Genomic DNA, 16,500 nt, shown 5'->3' with positions numbered 1-16,500 from the left:
ATCTCGTCCCTTTTTCAAGGAACAATGGCATTCAGTTATTTGATATCGGGTGCAAATGAGCCTTTTTGGCAGGCATATCGACGCCATAACAGCAGGCTAAACGTCGAGATAACGGTGCCGAGCAGCGCAGCTCCGAACCAAAGTAGGGCTGCGTAAATGCCGCCCAGCCCGTTATCGCTAAGTAGGAACAACGAGAAAATACCGGCGCCTGGCGTTGATAGACCAATACCTGCACCTCCGACGATGGCGCCAGTAACCACCGACCCCAGAAGGAATGAGCCAATAACGCGTAGCGGATCTTCAATCGCCATAGGAATGGCGCCCTCGGTGATGCCGGCTAATCCCAGCAGCCACGTTGATTTTCCAGTCTCAATTTCAAAGCTACGGAAGAGCTGAGGGGCGATAATTGTTGAGGCGGTCACGGTAAAAGCAGAGACCATTTTAGTGGCCCCAAAAATGGCATAAGGGCCATACACACCGTTTGCCATTGCGCCAAGGCAGAAGGCATAGGCTGCTTTATTCACCGGTCCACCCAGATCGAATGAACACATAAAGGCAACTATCGCCCCGAGAAGAATGGCATTAGTCCCAGATAGGCCATTCAGCCAGTGGGTCAGGCCATTGTTAATCCATGCGACTGGCTCGCCGATAACGAAAAGCATAATGCTACCCACCACCAGCGTGCCAATGACGGGATACAGATAGAATGAGAGAAAGCCGTTAAAGTTTGGGCTTAAACGAATATGCTTTTTCACCCAACGCATGACATAGCCTGCAATGAGGCCGCCCGCCACACCTCCCAGAAAACCGGCACCAATCAGGTTGGCACAAATACCGGCGACAAAACCCGGTGTTAACGCGGGCTTATCTGCCAGTGACCATGCGATATATCCCGCGAGTACGGGAACCATTAGCGTTCCCAGCATATTTCCACCAAGCTGGCGATACATCCACAGCCATGAATCCTTCTGTGCGTATAAATCCTGCCAACCAAACATCTGCGCCAGTAATACAGCGACAGCTAAAACGGTGCCACCGGCCACAATTAGCGGAACGGCAAATGAAATGCCGCTTAAGAGAGCTTGTTTTACCTCTTGTTTCCACCCCGGTTTAGGCTGAGTTTCGACGGTGGAAACCGGCTGTTCAGCCAGCGTTATCGCTTGTTGAAGAAGCGCCTTGGCATGGCGAATAGGTTCAGCGACCGGAACCTGTAGTTTGGGTAACGCTGCAAATCGTTCAGATTCTTTTATTGCCACTTCAGCGGCAAAAATGCAGGCGGTAGCCTGTTTGATCTGCGACTCATCAAGGCGATCTTCCACACCATTGGCGCCCTGTTTCTCGACCAAAACGCGTATTCCAAGTTCACGTCCCGCTTTTTCAAGATATTCAGCGGCCATATAGGTATGAGCAATACCCGCCGGACAGGCGGTAACGCAGACCACTAAAGGTGCCGCCGCAGTCGAAAGATCGTTTTCTACCTGACTTTTTTCTGCGGGTGTACGAGACAATAGCGCCAATACTTGCTGAGGCGTTTGTGCCTGCATCAGCGCATTACGCACCTCGTCATCCACCAACATGGTGGTTAGGGTGGTGAGCAACTGTATATGGGTAGATCCCGCTTCAGCGCTGGGTATCGCCAACAGAAAGATCAAACTAACGGGCTCGGGGCCATCAACACCGTCCCACTCTAATGGCTGACATAGCGTTGCCATGGCAAAAGCGGCTTGGCGTACGCTGTCTGATTTGCCATGCGGAACGGCGAGCGACTCACCCAATGCCGTTGGGCCTTCTGCTTCTCGCTGCATAACTGCGGTACGAAATGCGTTGGCATCATGGAGAATACCCTGACTCTCCAGTCGTTGAATTAGCGCATCCAGCGCTTCATCCCGATGCGTAAATGACTGCCTTAAGACGATCAGTTCCGGTGACGTAAGGTGTATCAGATCCATAGAAACTCCCGCGAGAATAATTTGTATTTAATTTGTATTTATATTTTCAGTAGAACGCAAAATTATTAGCGGTGTCTGTGATCTTAATTAGATAATTCGTATTAAACTTGTATCAACTTGTATTAAGAGAGGTGGTTGATAGCAAAATAGTGGGTAGAATGTGGTTATCGGAATGAGAATGGGGGTTTTAGTGAGTCATCAATCAGTCAGCAGCAAACCGATTTATCGTCAGATTGCTGATGATATTCGCAATAAAATTCAGAAGGGGGAATTGAAGGCGGGAGATGCTTTGCCAACAGAGGCTCGTCTACGCGAGATGTATTCTGTCAGCCGCGTTACGGTGCGGCAGGCAATTCGGTTGCTTGTTGAACAGCAGATATTGGAAAGCATTCAGGGAAGTGGCACTTACGTCAAAGAAGCTAAGGTAAATTATGATATTTATCAGCTCACTAGCTTTGATGAAAAACTGATTAACCATAATATTCATACCCACAGCGACGTACTGACTTTTACGGTGATGACTCCACAGCCGATTGTGGCCGAAGAGCTTTCATTGAATGAAGGGGAACGGGTTTGGTATATAAAACGTCTACGTTATCTGGGTGACAAAGCGGTTACGCTAGAAGAAACGTGGATGCCGCTGGCGCTGTTTCCCGATCTCACTTTTCAGGTGATGGAAGGGTCAAAATATGTGTGGATTGAGCAGGTAAAACAGCTATCGATTGAGCGTAGCGAGCAGGAAATTATTCCGCGGATGCCATCTAAAGAAATGGTCCAACTACTTGGATTAGCGGCCGATAAGCCTATTCTCGAAAAGGTGTCTAAGGGGTATTTAAGCGATGGTCGATTGTTTGAATATAGCCGCAATTATTTTAGCACCGATGACTATAAATTTACGCTGGTGGCTCGTCGCCATCCAGCGTCGGCATAATTAGCTGTCTAAGGTAAATGTCGGTAGTTTCAGGTGCCAACGGATGGCGGCGAGACGGATCGCGAGGGTGACAAACATCCCCAGCATCATGGCGTTTTGCAACTCCATGTTGAAGGTCGCGTAGGCGGTCACGTGAACGATACCGCCAATGATGCAGGCGGTTGCGTAAATTTCAGTACGTAAGATCATCGGAATTTCGCGCGCCAGAACGTCACGGATCATTCCACCGCCTACGCCGGTAATCACCCCCATACACACGGCGATTAGCGGGCCAGCGCCACCAGCAAAGGCTTTATTCACGCCGATCCCCACAAATACCGCTAAGCCAACGGCATCCAGAACGGGCAAGATCCAACTGGGTAAACGACGCGGTTGGCGTACTAACACAATAGTGGCGAGACAGGTGATCATCGCGACAACAAGATCGGTCGGATCTTTCACCCAAAACACCGGTCCGTGATCGAGTGCCATATCACGAATAGTCCCGCCGCCGACGGCGGTAACAACGCCGAGCACCAAGACGCCAAACGGATCCATTCGCAATTTGCCGGCTAACAGCACGCCTGAAATGGCAAATACAGCCGTACCTAAAATATCCAGCCAATACACCAGCATGGTTGGTTTCCCCTGTTTAAATCTCAGTGTTATGTAGCAATAGTCTAATTTATGAGGTGATTGTTATATGATTAACTTATTGTTTTAATTGGTTATTTTGTTTTTTATGATGCAATAAGATACATTGAATTTTGAGGAGTTTCTATGGGGAGACACAGAATTAAGCACTTTTCTGCCAAAATAATGGGAGAAAAGTGCGGTTAATCACTGCTAGCTTAGCGGGGAGTTTTGACGGAAAGAGTATCTAGCTGCTCACATAGCGTCTGTGCAGCAAGAATAATGCGCGGGCCGCTGCGGTTTAACCAGTCTTCATTAATGGCGATGACAGGAACGTTCAACTGTGGTTGCCAGAACTGCTTCACGGTTTCTACCTGCTTTTGCGAGCCGCTTACCACGATGACCTGCGGCTTACGCATAATCACCTGTTCCCGACTTACCTGTGGCCACGGAACAGGGCTGTCGGCAAAAATATTGGTTGCCCCACACAGTGAGAGTAAATCGCTTTGAATTGTTGCTTTAGAGGTAGTGAATAGCGGCTGAGTGCCGAATTGCATGAGCACGCGGCTTGGATGAGGGCGATGGTATTTCTCACGCAACACTTTCACTTGATCACGAAAATGGCTTGCTGCATCGTGGGCGATCTGAGGTGTTGGGCTATAGGTGGCTAAACGATCGAGATCGTCGGCAATACCATCAATGGTTTTGGGATCGGAATAAAAGATAGGGATACCGAATCCCGACAGCTGATCTAAAACCCGCTGTGGGTTTCCACCGCGCCATGCCAAGATCAAATCAGGCTTTAACGCTAAAATACGCTCCAGATTAATCCCCTGCCATGAGGCGACTTTTTCCAGTTTTTCCGCTGCCGGTGGGTAATCAGAATACGCGCTCGCGGCTATCATTTTATCGCCTAAGCCAGCAGCGTAGGCCATCTCGGTAGTATGGGGAGAGAGGCTAATCACGCGGTCTGCCGCAAAAAGCGGCAGACACAGCAGCAGCCAAAGAGCGCCAAATAGGCGAGAGACAGGCTTCATACGGTAGGTCTCATCTTTGTTCGATCACGCGCGTTTGGCAAATTCTTGCAGCATGGCTTCAACCATGAGCGAAGATTGCTGAGCGGCAACAACTAAAAATTCATCAAAGCTCAGGTGAGACTCTTTGTCTGCAACGTCAGAAATCGCGCGAACTACCACAAACGGTGTTTTGAATGCATGGCATACATGGGCAACCGCGGCTGCTTCCATTTCTACAGCAGCAACTTTAGGGAAGGTTGAACGAATGCGGGCCAAAGGTTCAGCGCCGTTAATGAAGGCATCGCCGCTGCAAATCAGGCCGCGAACTGCATTCAGGTTTAGCGCCGTGATGCAGCGTTCAGCCAACGCAATCAAATTCGCATCGGCGATAAACGCGGCGGGGCAGCCAGCCATTTGACCCGGCTCATAGCCAAAAGCGGTAACGTCTGCGTCGTGATAGCGAACTTCATCTGAAACGACGATATCGCCCACGGTCAGAGTGCTTGCCAAACCACCTGCTGAGCCGGTGTTAATCACCACGTCTGGGTGGAAATGTTCTAGCAACAGCGTGGTTCCCATCGCGGCAGAAACCTTGCCGATGCCAGACTTCAGCAGTGCGACTTCTACGCCGCACAGCGTGCCGGTATAGATTTCACAGCCCGCACGCTGCATAGTTTGGCGGTTTTCGATACGGTCGCGCAGCACAGCAACTTCTTGCTCCATTGCACCAATGATGCCTACTTTCATGATGATACCTGCAAAATTGTGAGTTAGAACTGGAGGCATTCAAGCCTTGTACTAGTCTAACATGCGAGCGCAAAGATTCTGGCTGGATTTGCATTTTACGTAGCGCATTGTTATCACTAGTGAATAGCAATATATGTTCACGCTCGGCAACACAGGACGCAGACGGTGACCAATTTCAGCAACAAGTTTAACTATCAACGCTATTTCAGCAGTCCGATCAACGTAGAGGATGAATACGATATTATTCGTCAGTTTGAAAGCGACCGTGGGCGAATAGTAAACTCGGCGGCGATCCGTCGCTTACAGCAGAAAACGCAGGTTTTTCCGCTGGAACGCAATGCCGCAGTCCGTAGCCGCCTGACGCACTCTATGGAAGTCCAACAGGTAGGACGCCATATAGCTAAAGAAATTCTGCATGATTTACGCCGCCACGATCGATTAAATGAAATGGGGTTAGCGCTGTTTATCGATCCCTTCGAAAGCATCGTTGAAATGGCGTGTTTACTGCACGATGTGGGCAATCCGCCTTTTGGCCATTTTGGCGAGGCTGCGTTGAATAACTGGTTTCGCCAGCATTTAGGCGTGGATACTCAAGGGAATCTTCTCGCCGATGAAATGAGCTGTCAGGTGGCCTGTCTACGGCTAAAAGCCGGTGACTCTGAGCTTAATTCATTGCGTACCCGCGTGCGGGCCGATCTCAGCTACTTTGAGGGAAACGCTCAGGCTATCCGTTTAGTGCATTCGTTGCTGAAGCTGAATCTGACCTATGCTCAAATCGCCTGCGTACTAAAATATACCCGCCCAGCTTATTGGCAAGGAGAGGTCCCCGCTAACTATCATTATTTAATGAAGAAACCGGGTTATTATTTAGCTGAAGAAAAATTCATCCAACGCCTGCGCCAAGAATTAGAAATGAAAGAGTTTCACCGTTTTCCACTGACTTATATTATGGAGGCGGCTGATGATATTTCTTATTGTGTCGCTGATCTCGAAGATGCAGTGGAAAAAAATATCCTAACGGTCGATCAGCTTAGAGCCTATTTAGAGTCGGAATGGGGACGGGTAGAAAAGGGCGATCTGTTTGATATTACCGTGGGTGAGGCTTATCGGCGACAAAAAGAAAAATACGGGCACCGCAGCACCGACGATCTTTTCTTTATGTATCTACGGGTCAACGTGGTTAAAGCTTTGGTTCCGCATGCCGCACGACGTTTTATAGAGAATCTCCCACAGATAGTGGACGGCAGTTTTAATCAGGCACTGCTTGAGGCTTCTGATTCCGCTAATCATTTGTTAAGGGTATTTAAAAAAGTCGCCTTTCAGCATGTGTTTAACCACCACGAGGTGGAACAGTTAGAGTTGCAAGGGTATCGCGTTATCGGCGGTTTGCTAGATATTTACAGCCCACTATTACAAATGCCGCTGGCTGACTTTGCCCAATTGGTTAAGGACGATACCCACCGCGGCTACCCGATTGAAACGCGGCTATTCCATAAGCTATCCGTGAAACATCGTTTGGCCTATGGTGAAGCACTTGAGTTATTAGAAGTCCAAAGCCCTGATGAGTTTATGGTGTGGGAGTATTATTACCGCGCCCGCTTAATTCAAGATTATATCAGTGGTATGACCGATCTTTATGCATATGATGAATATCGCCGTTTAATGGCAGCTGAATAATAGGATAGATGAATAAAGTTGAGTTTTGTAAAGACAGGCCATAATTTTTTACGCTTTCTTGACTGATTGAAAGGGAACTTCAATGTTTTATCCGACTCTTAATAAGCACAAATATCACGGCTAATTTGCCGGTGATCATTAGGGAACCGTTGAAAACGTTCGTATCAGACTTACTTTATGAGTAAGTACATCATTGGCGATGTTAGGCGTTCCTCAAATTATTTATCGTTGATAATACAAGAGAAAAACATTCTATGAAAAAATCCACTTTAGTATTGAGTGCAGTAGCATTGAGTTTGGGTATGGCGTTAAGCCCGATGTCAGCCAGCGCCGCTGAAACAGCGTCGGCAGTGACCAGCCAGCAGCTACCTAGTCTCGCACCCATGCTGGAGAAAGTGATGCCATCGGTGGTGAGCATCAACGTGGAAGGCAGTGCAACCGTGAATAACAATGGGCGTATGCCACAGCAGTTCCAGCAATTTTTCGGTGACAATTCACCATTCTGTCAGGATGGCTCACCGTTTAGCGGCTCACCTATGTGTCAGGGGGGCGGCGCAAATGGCCCATCTAAAGAGAAATTTAAAGCCTTGGGCTCAGGTGTCATTATTGATGCAGCCAAAGGTTATGTTGCTACGAATAACCACGTGGTAGAAAACGCGGACTCAATTCAGGTACAACTGAGCGATGGCCGCAAATACGAAGCCAAAGTGATTGGTACCGATCCGCGCACCGATATTGCATTGATTCAACTGAAAGATGCCAAGAATTTGACCGCCATTAAGATGGCCGATTCTGACGCGTTGCGCGTGGGGGATTACACCGTGGCTATCGGTAACCCATACGGTCTGGGTGAAACCGTGACTTCGGGTATCGTTTCTGCGTTGGGACGTAGCGGCCTGAACGTAGAGAACTACGAAAACTTTATCCAAACCGACGCGGCGATTAACCGTGGTAACTCCGGTGGTGCGTTGGTGAACTTGAACGGTGAGCTGATTGGGATTAACACCGCAATCTTGGCTCCAGATGGCGGTAACATCGGTATCGGTTTTGCGATCCCAAGCAACATGGTGAAAAACTTGACCGGTCAGATGGTCGAATTTGGTCAGGTGAAACGCGGTGAGCTGGGCATCATGGGTACCGAGTTGAACTCTGAACTGGCTAAGGCCATGAAGGTTGATGCACAGCGCGGCGCATTCATTAGCCAAGTACTGCCAAAATCTTCCGCTGCCAAAGCAGGGATTAAAGCGGGTGACGTTGTGGTGTCTCTGAACGGCAAACCTATTTCTAGCTTTGCATCGTTCCGTGCTGAAATCGGGACTATGCCGGTAGGCAGCAAATTGAAACTGGGCCTGATCCGCGATGGTAAGCCAATCAGCATCGATGTGACGCTGGAGCAGAGTCAACAAGCTCAGGTTGCGTCTAGCAATGTCTTTGCCGGGATTGAAGGGGCAGAGCTAAGCAACGTAACAACGGGTAAAGTTAAAGGCGTTAAAGTAGACAATGTGCAGAAAGGCTCAACCGCGGCGCGTGTTGGTCTACAGAAAGGCGATATCATTCTGGGCGTAAACCAGCAGCCTGTCGCTAACTTGGGTGAACTGCGTAAAATTATGGATTCTAAGCCACCAGTTCTGGCTCTGAATATTTTGCGCGGTGATAACTCTCTGTATCTGTTAATGCAGTAATTTTCTGAGGCCGCATCAAGCGGCCCAATAAGATAAAAAAGCCCCTGTGAGCGTACGCTTGCAGGGGCTTTTTTGTGAGTTTTGCGAACAGCATTGCCAATCTGAATGTAACTTGGCTGTAATTAAGGTTTACCGTTTTCTCGCTTGAGCTAGCGAGATATCTTGCATCAGCACGGAAAGTGGACTGGTAATTGTTTATTATTTGGTCATAATGACAACACAAATGACAACACAAATGACAACACAAATGACAACACAAATGACAATACAAATGACACCGCAAATTATAAATGAGAGCCGCCAATTATGAGTACTATTCATTTTCGCATTGATGAAGAGACTAAACGTCTAGCGATGCAGGCTGCGGAGCGTAAAAAGATGAGCCTAACTGAGTTAGTGAGGGAACGCGTGGAGGCGTTGGCTGATGAGGAGCGCCGCTTCCAGTTAGAAAATGCCAATATGGAGCTTGAAACGCTGATCGAACAGGCTTTCAGCGATTATGATTCAGGGAAAATGGAGTTTATTTCTGACGAGCAAATGAATTCGGAAATGGGCAGTCTGAAAGATTTAGCACGGCAGGGAAAGCTGTGAATTCTGTATTTTGGGGAAATCAGGCAGTTGCCGACAGAATGTCTATTTTCCGTTTTTTGGTTCACAAGGCTGGCGCTAAGGTAGCGATTGCGACGGATGAGCGCTTTATCGCGCTGTCTTCATTGCTTTCCGAGCACCCAAAGTCGGGGCATGCCATTAATGGCAATATGCAACGGAGAAGGTTAATTATGCCACATTTTCCTTTTGTCATGGTTTACGCCTTAGAGTCTCACTCTGTGCGTATTTTGCGCGTAATCCACACCTCTAGAAAGATCGCGGTAAATTACACTCAAAAATCATCGTTACCAATAAAAAAGCCCAGACCGAAGTCTTAATGCTTGTCAGTTAAGCCTGATTTTAGGGGAAGTACACCGATGGGGTCGTAGCAGCTTTAGCTGCCGGAGCGCCCCGCGGTGTGCTAGCCCCGTGTATCTCGATCTCTTAAATGAACAGCATTAAGACCGAAGTCTGAGCTTTTTCCTAAACGCATCGGGTTAGTGAGCACCACCACCGCCACCGGCGGTTGAGAACGGTGGACGAGCGAACCAAATGAGCACCAGCAGTACCAAGAACACGCCCGCAGACATCCAGAATATCTCGTTGGCGGAGATGATCAGTCCCTGCGAGGTAATTTCATTCGCGAGGTAAGCAGAGGCTTGCTTACTGCTCATACCCAGTTTTTCAAGCTCGCTGTACGTCTGCTGTGCCAGCGGATTGTACGGATTCACCGATTCGGTCAGCTGTGAATGGTGTAGCGCTTCACGGCGAGTCCACAGCGTGGTTGTGATCGATGTACCAATAGAACCGGCCAGCGTACGGCAGAAATTACTCAGGCTAGAGGCTGCCGCCAAACGCTCTGGAGGAAGTCCCGAAAGGCTGATGGTTGTCAGTGGCATAAAGAAGCACGCCACGGCAAAGCCTTGAATAAACTGCGGCCAGGCTGAAGCGCCAAAGTCCATCCCCGGTTCAAAAGTATAGGCACGCCAGTAGAAGCAGACGGCATACATTATGAAGCTGAATGTTACTAAGCGGCGCATGTCCAGTTTAGGCGCAAACTTACCGATAATGGGCGATAATATAACCGGTATCAAACCGACTGGCGCGGACGCCAAACCAGCCCAGGTTGCGGTATATCCATAGACCTCTTGCAGTAGCTGCGGTAGCAATACGATTGCACCGAAGTAGAGCATGTAGGCCAAGCTGATACATAGCACACCAATGGTGAAGTTACGCATTTTGAACAAGGATAAATCGACCACCGGATGTTCGTCGGTAAGCTCCCAGACGAGCAGGAAACACAGAGCAACGACGGCGATAACCGTCAGTACAATGATCTCGGTGGAGTTAAACCAGTCGAGCTCTTTCCCCTTATCCAGCATCACCTGCAAACAACCTACGCCGAGCGCAAGAAGCACTAGCCCCACGGTATCGATAGGCTTGATTTCGGTTTTTGTTTCGCGTCCTTTCAGCGTAGACATGGCGACCAGCGCAACGGCGATCCCTAAAGGCACGTTGATGAAGAAGATCCAGCCCCAGTGATAGTTATCACTGATGTAGCCACCTAGAACTGGCCCGCAAATCGGCGCGACGATAACGGTCATAGACCACATCGCCAACGCCATACTTCGCTTCGCAGGCGGGTAGTTACTGAGCAAGAGACTTTGCGACAGGGGAATCAGTGGGCCTGCTACGATCCCCTGTAACACGCGGAAGAAGATCAGCATCTCGAGGCTAGAGGAGATCCCACACAACCAAGAGGCTGCGGCAAACAGGATCGTTGACCACAGAAATAAACGAACTTCCCCGAAGCGTTTTGCCAGCCAACCGGTGATCGGGATCGAGATGGCGTTAGCCACCCCGAATGAGGTGATCACCCAAGTTCCCTGCGAGTTAGATGCACCTAGGTTCCCGGAGATCGTCGGGATCGCCACGTTGGCGATCGTCGAGTCCAGAACCTGCATAAAGGTGGCCATTGCAAGGGCCACCGTCATCCATGCAAGCCGTGCGCCCTCAAGTGGTTTTTGTTGCACGTTAACCTCTGCCGTTTTTAGCTTGCGTTAGCCTGAATGATCTCGGCAATCACCTGATTCACCGGTTCAAGGTTCAACGTCAGGACATTACTTTCATATGCAGGCGTTTTGCGTACGTTGTTAGCCAGCACTAAACCGTCGGCATTGGCGGTATCTACCGTAACCAGCGTAGACAAACCAATACGCAGCGGATGCTCTGCAATCTGTTTGGCATCTAATTCGATACGGACGGGTAAGCGCTGAACCACTTTGATCCAGTTACCGGTCGCATTCTGTGCCGGGAGCAGGGAGAACGCACTACCGGTCCCCATGTCTAAGCCGACAACTTTGCCTTTATAAACGACATCATCGCCGTACATATCACTGATAACGGTGGCTGGTTGCCCAATACGCATGCCGGCGAGCTGAGTTTCTTTAAAGTTGGCGTCAATCCACAGCTGGTTATCGGGAACGACGGCCATCAGAGGAGTGCTTGGCGTAATTTGAGCTCCCACCTGAACGCTACGGCGCGACACATAACCCGTGATCGGGCTACGGATCTGAGTACGCTCCAGCGCCAACCATGCATCACGAACCTGTGCTGCTGCCTGCTGAATCGCGGGTTGTTTTTCAAGCGGCGTGTTCAGAATCAACGCTTGGTTCGCGTTATATTGCTGAATAGCCACATCCAGCGCGGCTTTAGCGCTTTCAACCGCATCTTGCGCGTGTTGCAGTTCTTCACGACCAATAGCATTAACACTGCCTAGCACCTGACGACGCTTGTAGTCATCGGTGGCTTTATTTAGCTCGGTTTTACGCAGCTGGATGTTGGCCTGATATTGCTTGCCGTTAATGATGAGCTGATGCGTTTGACGCACGCTGTTTGCCAGCGCGGTTTTCGCTTTTTCATAGGCTTGTTCAGCGTCGGTACGATCAAGTGTTACCAGAATATCACCGGCTTTCACTAAATCGGTGCCATCAAAATACACTTTAGTCACGCTGCCAGAAACCTGTGCGTTAATCTGCACCTGATTACCGGTGACGTAAGCATCGTCAGTTTCCTGATGATGACGCAGTACGAGGAACCAATAGGCCAAATAGGCAATACCAATAACGACAAAAATAACGGTCAAAATCGTGAGCCACGTTTTGCGCTGTCTCTTTTTGTTCGAAGGTTGCTGCTGAGTGGTTTGAGCTGCCACGCTTTCGCTCATGTGTGTCTCCGCCTTGCTAAAATATTATGCTTTTGAATTCACGACAGGGGCTTGATAGCCGCCGCCAAGTGAACGAATAAGTCCAATTTTTGACTGCAACAGATTATTTTTGGCATTCAATTCTGCCTGTTGCTGCTGTAACAGCTGAGTTTCACTGTTTAACATAGGCAAACGCCCAGTCAGTCCGCTTTGGTACTGGGCTTGGGCAACACGATAAACCTGTTCGGTTGACTGCGATGCGCCCTGTGCTTGCTGATACATCTGGCTCGCGCTTTGCTGCTGAGTAATGGCGTCAGCGGCATCTTGAACTGCATTAAGGATAGTCTGGTTGTAGGATTCTACCGCTTGATCATAAAGCGCTGATTCTTCTCCCAGTTTGCTCTGCAGCGCACCTGCGTGGAAGATAGGTAGCGAAATCGCTGGCGCTAAGTTCCATGCTTTACTGGCTGCTTCCAGCAAGGTTGGATTCGTTCCTTTGAAGTTAGCAGTAGTAAATCCGGCAAAACCGCTGATGGACACGCTTGGATAAAAATCTTTGCGTGCCGCTTGAACGCTTTGTTCATAAGATTCAACTAACTCACGCTGAGCAGTGATGTCGGGACGCTGGCCTAACAGATTGATAGTTAGCTCTGTCGGTGGTGTTAGCCACTGGCTATCAGGAAGACTAACGCGCTGAATGGCTGATTTTCCGGCTGCGCTTTTGCCTGTCAGTGCTGCGATCTGATGCGACATCAAATCGATTTGCGTCTGGATTTGCGTCACCATTTGGCGGTTGATATCTACCTGCGCCTGCGATTGCTGCCAAACCTCAATACCAACCACGCCAGCGTTATATTGCTGCTGATTGATTTCGGCCAACGCCTGATAGGACTGGATCTGCTTGTTCAGCAATTCTTGCATGGCATAGTTGCTTTGCAGCTGATAATAGGCCGATGCAATGGCAGACGTCAGTGATAACGCTGTCTGCTGCTGTTCAGCCTGCGCCGCATTAACCTGTGCTTTTGCAGCATTGACTTGGTTACGGTATTTCCCCCACCAGTCAAACTCATAGCTAAAGTTAAGACCCAAATTATTGGTGGTTTCATACAGCGGCTGCGGGTTTGGCATATTAGGTGCCAATGGCTGAATCGTATTCTTAGAGAAACGATCGCGACGACTGCTGGCGGTGAGATCGAGATTCGGGCCATTGGCTGAGTTGGCCATACCTACGGCGTTCTCAGCTTCACGCACGCGCGCCGCCGCCTGTTTCAGCGTCGGTGCATTTTTCAGGGCGTCAGCCATGAGTGCATTCAACTGTGCGTCATTGGCTGCCGTCCACCAGTTAATGCTCACCGCTTTAGCGGTGTTAGTTGACGTGGATAACTGCAACTGCTGTGAGTTAATCAGCGAGGACTGCGGTTCAATATTATTGGTTGATGCGCAGCCTGCCAGCAGGAGCACCGCAGTAAGCGCGGTAAATTGTCCACGAATAGGGAATTGCATGGTTAATACCTGATGGTTTAGTTGCCAGACGCGGTTATTGCGTCAGGCCAGATTGTTCCATCTCTTCAATGCGACCCAGCAGCTTACGCGTCAAGGTTTCGAGCACCTGTTGCTCATCCGCAGTCAGAGTGGACCATAAGAAATGCAGGCATTTGTGCTGTGGAGGAAGGATCTCTCCAAGGAACGCTTCGCCGGCTTCGGTCAGGTGCAAATGCAGACAACGACGGTCGCTGTCACTTTCCTGACGTTCAATCCAGCCACGTTTTTCCAGCTCATCGGCAATACGAGTTGCATTGGTACGCGATGAACCTAAAGCGGCGCTCAGCTCAGATGGTTGAATACTTTTGCTCTCTTGTGCATCCAGCGTGATCAGAGCCATGAACAGTGTTTCGTTAATCCCTTGTTCTTTAAGCATCTTGTTGCGATTTTCCAACAATTTGCTTTGCATATGCATACACAGACGTGTCAGGAGAATTTCTTGGTATGGGAAGTCTTTCTGACGGAGTGCGCGTAGCTTTAGCATTTCCTCAATATGAGCAATAGAACTTGACATGGATGTAACCTCGTTAGTTTCAGGCGGTATAGTAACTATGGGAATTAATAATGTAAATAATCTAACACATAAATAATTAGCGATGATTGTTATTAATTGCTGTTGGAAACATTAATCGCAAAAAATAATTTGCCTGATTAATATCACTGAGATGAAATCAGGTGAACATCATCATCATCTTAAAAACCAAACCGAAGGTAACTGCGCCCGATATGGTAGACATAATGATGCTTTGAGTGCGGTAAAAACACAGTGAAAGGGCGAGAAAGCCACAGAGCGTGGGAATGAATCGTTCGTGGTGAGATAAAATTTCAGGCGTACTCGAAACCACCAACAGAGCACAAATAGACGCGATGCCGATATTGTCTAAGAGCAAAGAGACAATTCCCTGTTTCGCGGTGTCGCTTTTGCGTGCCCGCCCGAGTCTGAGTGGTAAATAGCGAAAGAGAAAGTTTGCCCCCCCGACGATCAGGCTGATAGTGACGACCGTTGAATCCATCGCAAGGCTACTGAAGGTGAAGTTATTTATCATTGCAGACCTCCGGTAACGGCTGTGGTTTTGGCCCAAACAGTGAGGCAAGGCAGCCTGCAGCAATACCGGCCAAAATGGATGCAGGAATAGAAAAGATGAGAAGCGCAGCCAAAGAAGCAGCCAATGATGCTATTACGGTAAAACTTTGCTGACGTTTAAACGAGGCTAATAAAAAGCTCAGAAACAGCGCTGGAAGCATAAAGGTCAGCGATGCTTCGATGGCAGGATAGGCTTTCAGCGGTCCATTGCCAAAAAGTGCGCCAACCGCGGTGCCAAATACCCAAGACAGCCACGAACAGAGTGCAATACCGATCATCCAGTTTTCGCTCCACCGGCGATTATCGCGCATCAGTTTGCTGGTGGCTGCGGCAAAGACTTCATCGGTCAGGCCAAACGCCCAAAGCGCAGTTTTTCCCGGGCTCATCTTGGTGATAATGCGATGGCGGAGCGAAGGTCCATACAAGATATGACGAATGTCCATCGCCATCACCGTCAGCGCTGATATCCATAACGACATCCCCGCACTGAGCAGCGCGGTTATCACAAACTGGCTGGCACCTGCGTAGATCACGCTGGAAAAGAAGATGCTCTCAAGCGGAGAGAACCCGAGTTTCACCGCGGTTAAACCAAAGGCAAAAGCGACAGGCAAGTAACCAATCACAATCGGCAAGCTATCTACAATGCCGTCTTTGAAGGTTGATGGCGTAACGATAGTCTCTGCGGCTTGTTCAGCAGAAATTTGAGTTTGCATGTTTGGGTCGTTATGGCTGGATTAGAGATAACACATGGTGAATGAATCGTTAATATGATCACATTATCAGACTGTATACACGCATGATAGTCCCGTGATTAATTAAAATTAAAAATAACTATTTGCAAACTAATTTATGCAAGAGATGATTTGTTTTTTGATTGAAATTTATACAGCTGGCGTGAGATCCCCTAACGAACATTAGGGGAGAATGGGGGGGTTATGCTGAATGCTAATCTCGATGAGATGATCCATCTATATAAAAGACATTACTGTTGGACGCTTCGCCTTCAGGCACAACGGCGGTAAACCGTGCATTATAGCGTAGGCGATAGGATGCCATTTCATTCGGATCAGGTTCAAGCTCGCGTAAGAAAGACAACGCCAGTCGAACATGCTTGTGGGTTATCTCTGTTGGCAGATGCGCTTTACGCAATACCGAACGCCAAAACGTTAAGCTCTCTTCAGACTCATCAACGATAAACGTTTGGTAAATCAGCAGCACACCCGCTGCGTTTCCCATGTGTGATTCGCTATCTTGCAACAGATACTGGATAAATTCTCCACCCGCGGTCTTGCCCATCTGGCTAAGCATCGATTCCACATAGACCGGCTCGATGTTCAACCGTTTGGTCAGAGCCTGTGATGCGCGACGCGCATCGGAGTTCAGTACGCGAAAACCGATAATAAAAACCACCACTAGCGTCGCCAGCATTAACCAAATCATGGACAGTCCTATCAAGAAAGATGGCGG

The 16,500-nt window shown here is 48.9% G+C and carries 16 protein-coding genes; 5 read left to right on the top strand and 11 right to left on the bottom strand.

Annotated features, from left to right (window positions below):
* Positions 1-35 precede the first annotated feature (35 nt).
* Positions 36-1,949: a PTS 2-O-a-mannosyl-D-glycerate transporter subunit IIABC gene (gene mngA / locus M988_RS15595; protein WP_061059150.1), complete on the bottom strand. Its 1,914-nt coding sequence runs from the start codon at positions 1,947-1,949 to the stop codon at positions 36-38.
* Positions 1,950-2,127: 178 nt separating this feature from the next.
* Here mngA and M988_RS15590 point away from each other — a divergent pair, with 178 nt between their 5' ends.
* Positions 2,128-2,880, top strand: coding sequence for a GntR family transcriptional regulator (locus M988_RS15590; RefSeq protein ID WP_048797690.1), 753 nt, complete (start codon positions 2,128-2,130; stop codon positions 2,878-2,880).
* On the opposite strand, the gene M988_RS15585 is transcribed toward M988_RS15590, so the two are convergent.
* From M988_RS15585 to mtnN, 3 genes are all read right to left on the bottom strand, one after another.
* A complete protein-coding gene (locus M988_RS15585; protein WP_008812518.1) occupies positions 2,881-3,495 on the bottom strand; it encodes a TRIC cation channel family protein in 615 nt (204 codons plus the stop codon).
* A gap of 215 nt (positions 3,496-3,710) precedes the next feature.
* Positions 3,711-4,529, bottom strand: coding sequence for a vitamin B12 ABC transporter substrate-binding protein BtuF (gene btuF, locus M988_RS15580; RefSeq protein WP_048797689.1), 819 nt, complete (start codon positions 4,527-4,529; stop codon positions 3,711-3,713).
* 24 nt (positions 4,530-4,553) lie between these two features.
* On the bottom strand, positions 4,554-5,255 hold the full coding sequence (gene mtnN, locus M988_RS15575; protein ID WP_064574915.1) for a 5'-methylthioadenosine/S-adenosylhomocysteine nucleosidase: 702 nt from the start codon (positions 5,253-5,255) through the stop codon (positions 4,554-4,556).
* A 165-nt stretch (positions 5,256-5,420) separates the two neighbouring features.
* On the opposite strand from mtnN, the gene dgt reads away from it, so the two are divergent.
* From dgt to M988_RS15555, 4 genes are all read left to right on the top strand, one after another.
* A complete protein-coding gene (dgt, locus tag M988_RS15570) occupies positions 5,421-6,932 on the top strand; it encodes a dGTPase (protein WP_064574914.1) in 1,512 nt (503 codons plus the stop codon).
* Between the two features lie 254 nt (positions 6,933-7,186).
* Positions 7,187-8,614, top strand: a complete 1,428-nt coding sequence (degP, locus tag M988_RS15565) for a serine endoprotease DegP (protein WP_008812522.1) — start codon at positions 7,187-7,189, stop codon at positions 8,612-8,614.
* A gap of 306 nt (positions 8,615-8,920) precedes the next feature.
* Entirely contained in the window at positions 8,921-9,205 is a 285-nt protein-coding gene (locus tag M988_RS15560; RefSeq protein ID WP_004847375.1) for a hypothetical protein, read from the top strand.
* Positions 9,202-9,540, top strand: a complete 339-nt coding sequence (locus M988_RS15555; RefSeq protein WP_074388456.1) for a type II toxin-antitoxin system RelE/ParE family toxin — start codon at positions 9,202-9,204, stop codon at positions 9,538-9,540. Before M988_RS15560 ends, M988_RS15555 begins: the two co-directional genes overlap by 4 nt.
* A 159-nt stretch (positions 9,541-9,699) precedes the next feature.
* Here M988_RS15555 and emrB read toward each other — a convergent pair whose 3' ends face one another.
* The 7 genes from emrB to M988_RS15520 all read right to left on the bottom strand — a co-directional run bounded on the left by emrB (position 9,700) and on the right by M988_RS15520 (position 16,473).
* On the bottom strand, positions 9,700-11,235 hold the full coding sequence (gene emrB, locus M988_RS15550; RefSeq protein ID WP_008812524.1) for a multidrug efflux MFS transporter permease subunit EmrB: 1,536 nt from the start codon (positions 11,233-11,235) through the stop codon (positions 9,700-9,702).
* Between the two features lie 17 nt (positions 11,236-11,252).
* Complete coding sequence (emrA, locus tag M988_RS15545; protein WP_008812525.1) at positions 11,253-12,428, bottom strand: multidrug efflux MFS transporter periplasmic adaptor subunit EmrA; 1,176 nt, start codon at positions 12,426-12,428, stop codon at positions 11,253-11,255.
* Between the two features lie 24 nt (positions 12,429-12,452).
* Complete coding sequence (locus M988_RS15540) at positions 12,453-13,910, bottom strand: efflux transporter outer membrane subunit (protein ID WP_064574913.1); 1,458 nt, start codon at positions 13,908-13,910, stop codon at positions 12,453-12,455.
* Positions 13,911-13,944: 34 nt separating this feature from the next.
* A complete protein-coding gene (gene mprA, locus M988_RS15535; RefSeq protein ID WP_004847364.1) occupies positions 13,945-14,463 on the bottom strand; it encodes a transcriptional repressor MprA in 519 nt (172 codons plus the stop codon).
* 157 nt (positions 14,464-14,620) lie between these two features.
* The gene (gene ygaH / locus M988_RS15530; protein WP_174705379.1) at positions 14,621-14,962 is read right to left on the bottom strand and encodes an L-valine transporter subunit YgaH; all 342 of its coding nucleotides are present in this window, start codon (positions 14,960-14,962) and stop codon (positions 14,621-14,623) included.
* Between the two features lie 22 nt (positions 14,963-14,984).
* Positions 14,985-15,746 (bottom strand): AzlC family ABC transporter permease, encoded by a 762-nt coding sequence (locus M988_RS15525; protein ID WP_064574912.1) that lies wholly within the window; start codon positions 15,744-15,746, stop codon positions 14,985-14,987.
* A 232-nt stretch (positions 15,747-15,978) separates the two neighbouring features.
* Complete coding sequence (locus M988_RS15520) at positions 15,979-16,473, bottom strand: DUF1198 family protein (protein WP_020303905.1); 495 nt, start codon at positions 16,471-16,473, stop codon at positions 15,979-15,981.
* Positions 16,474-16,500 lie beyond the last annotated feature (27 nt).

This window comes from Hafnia paralvei ATCC 29927, from assembly GCF_001655005.1.
Lineage (GTDB): Bacteria > Pseudomonadota > Gammaproteobacteria > Enterobacterales > Enterobacteriaceae > Hafnia > Hafnia paralvei.
This window is presented reverse-complemented; position numbering and strand designations above follow the sequence as displayed.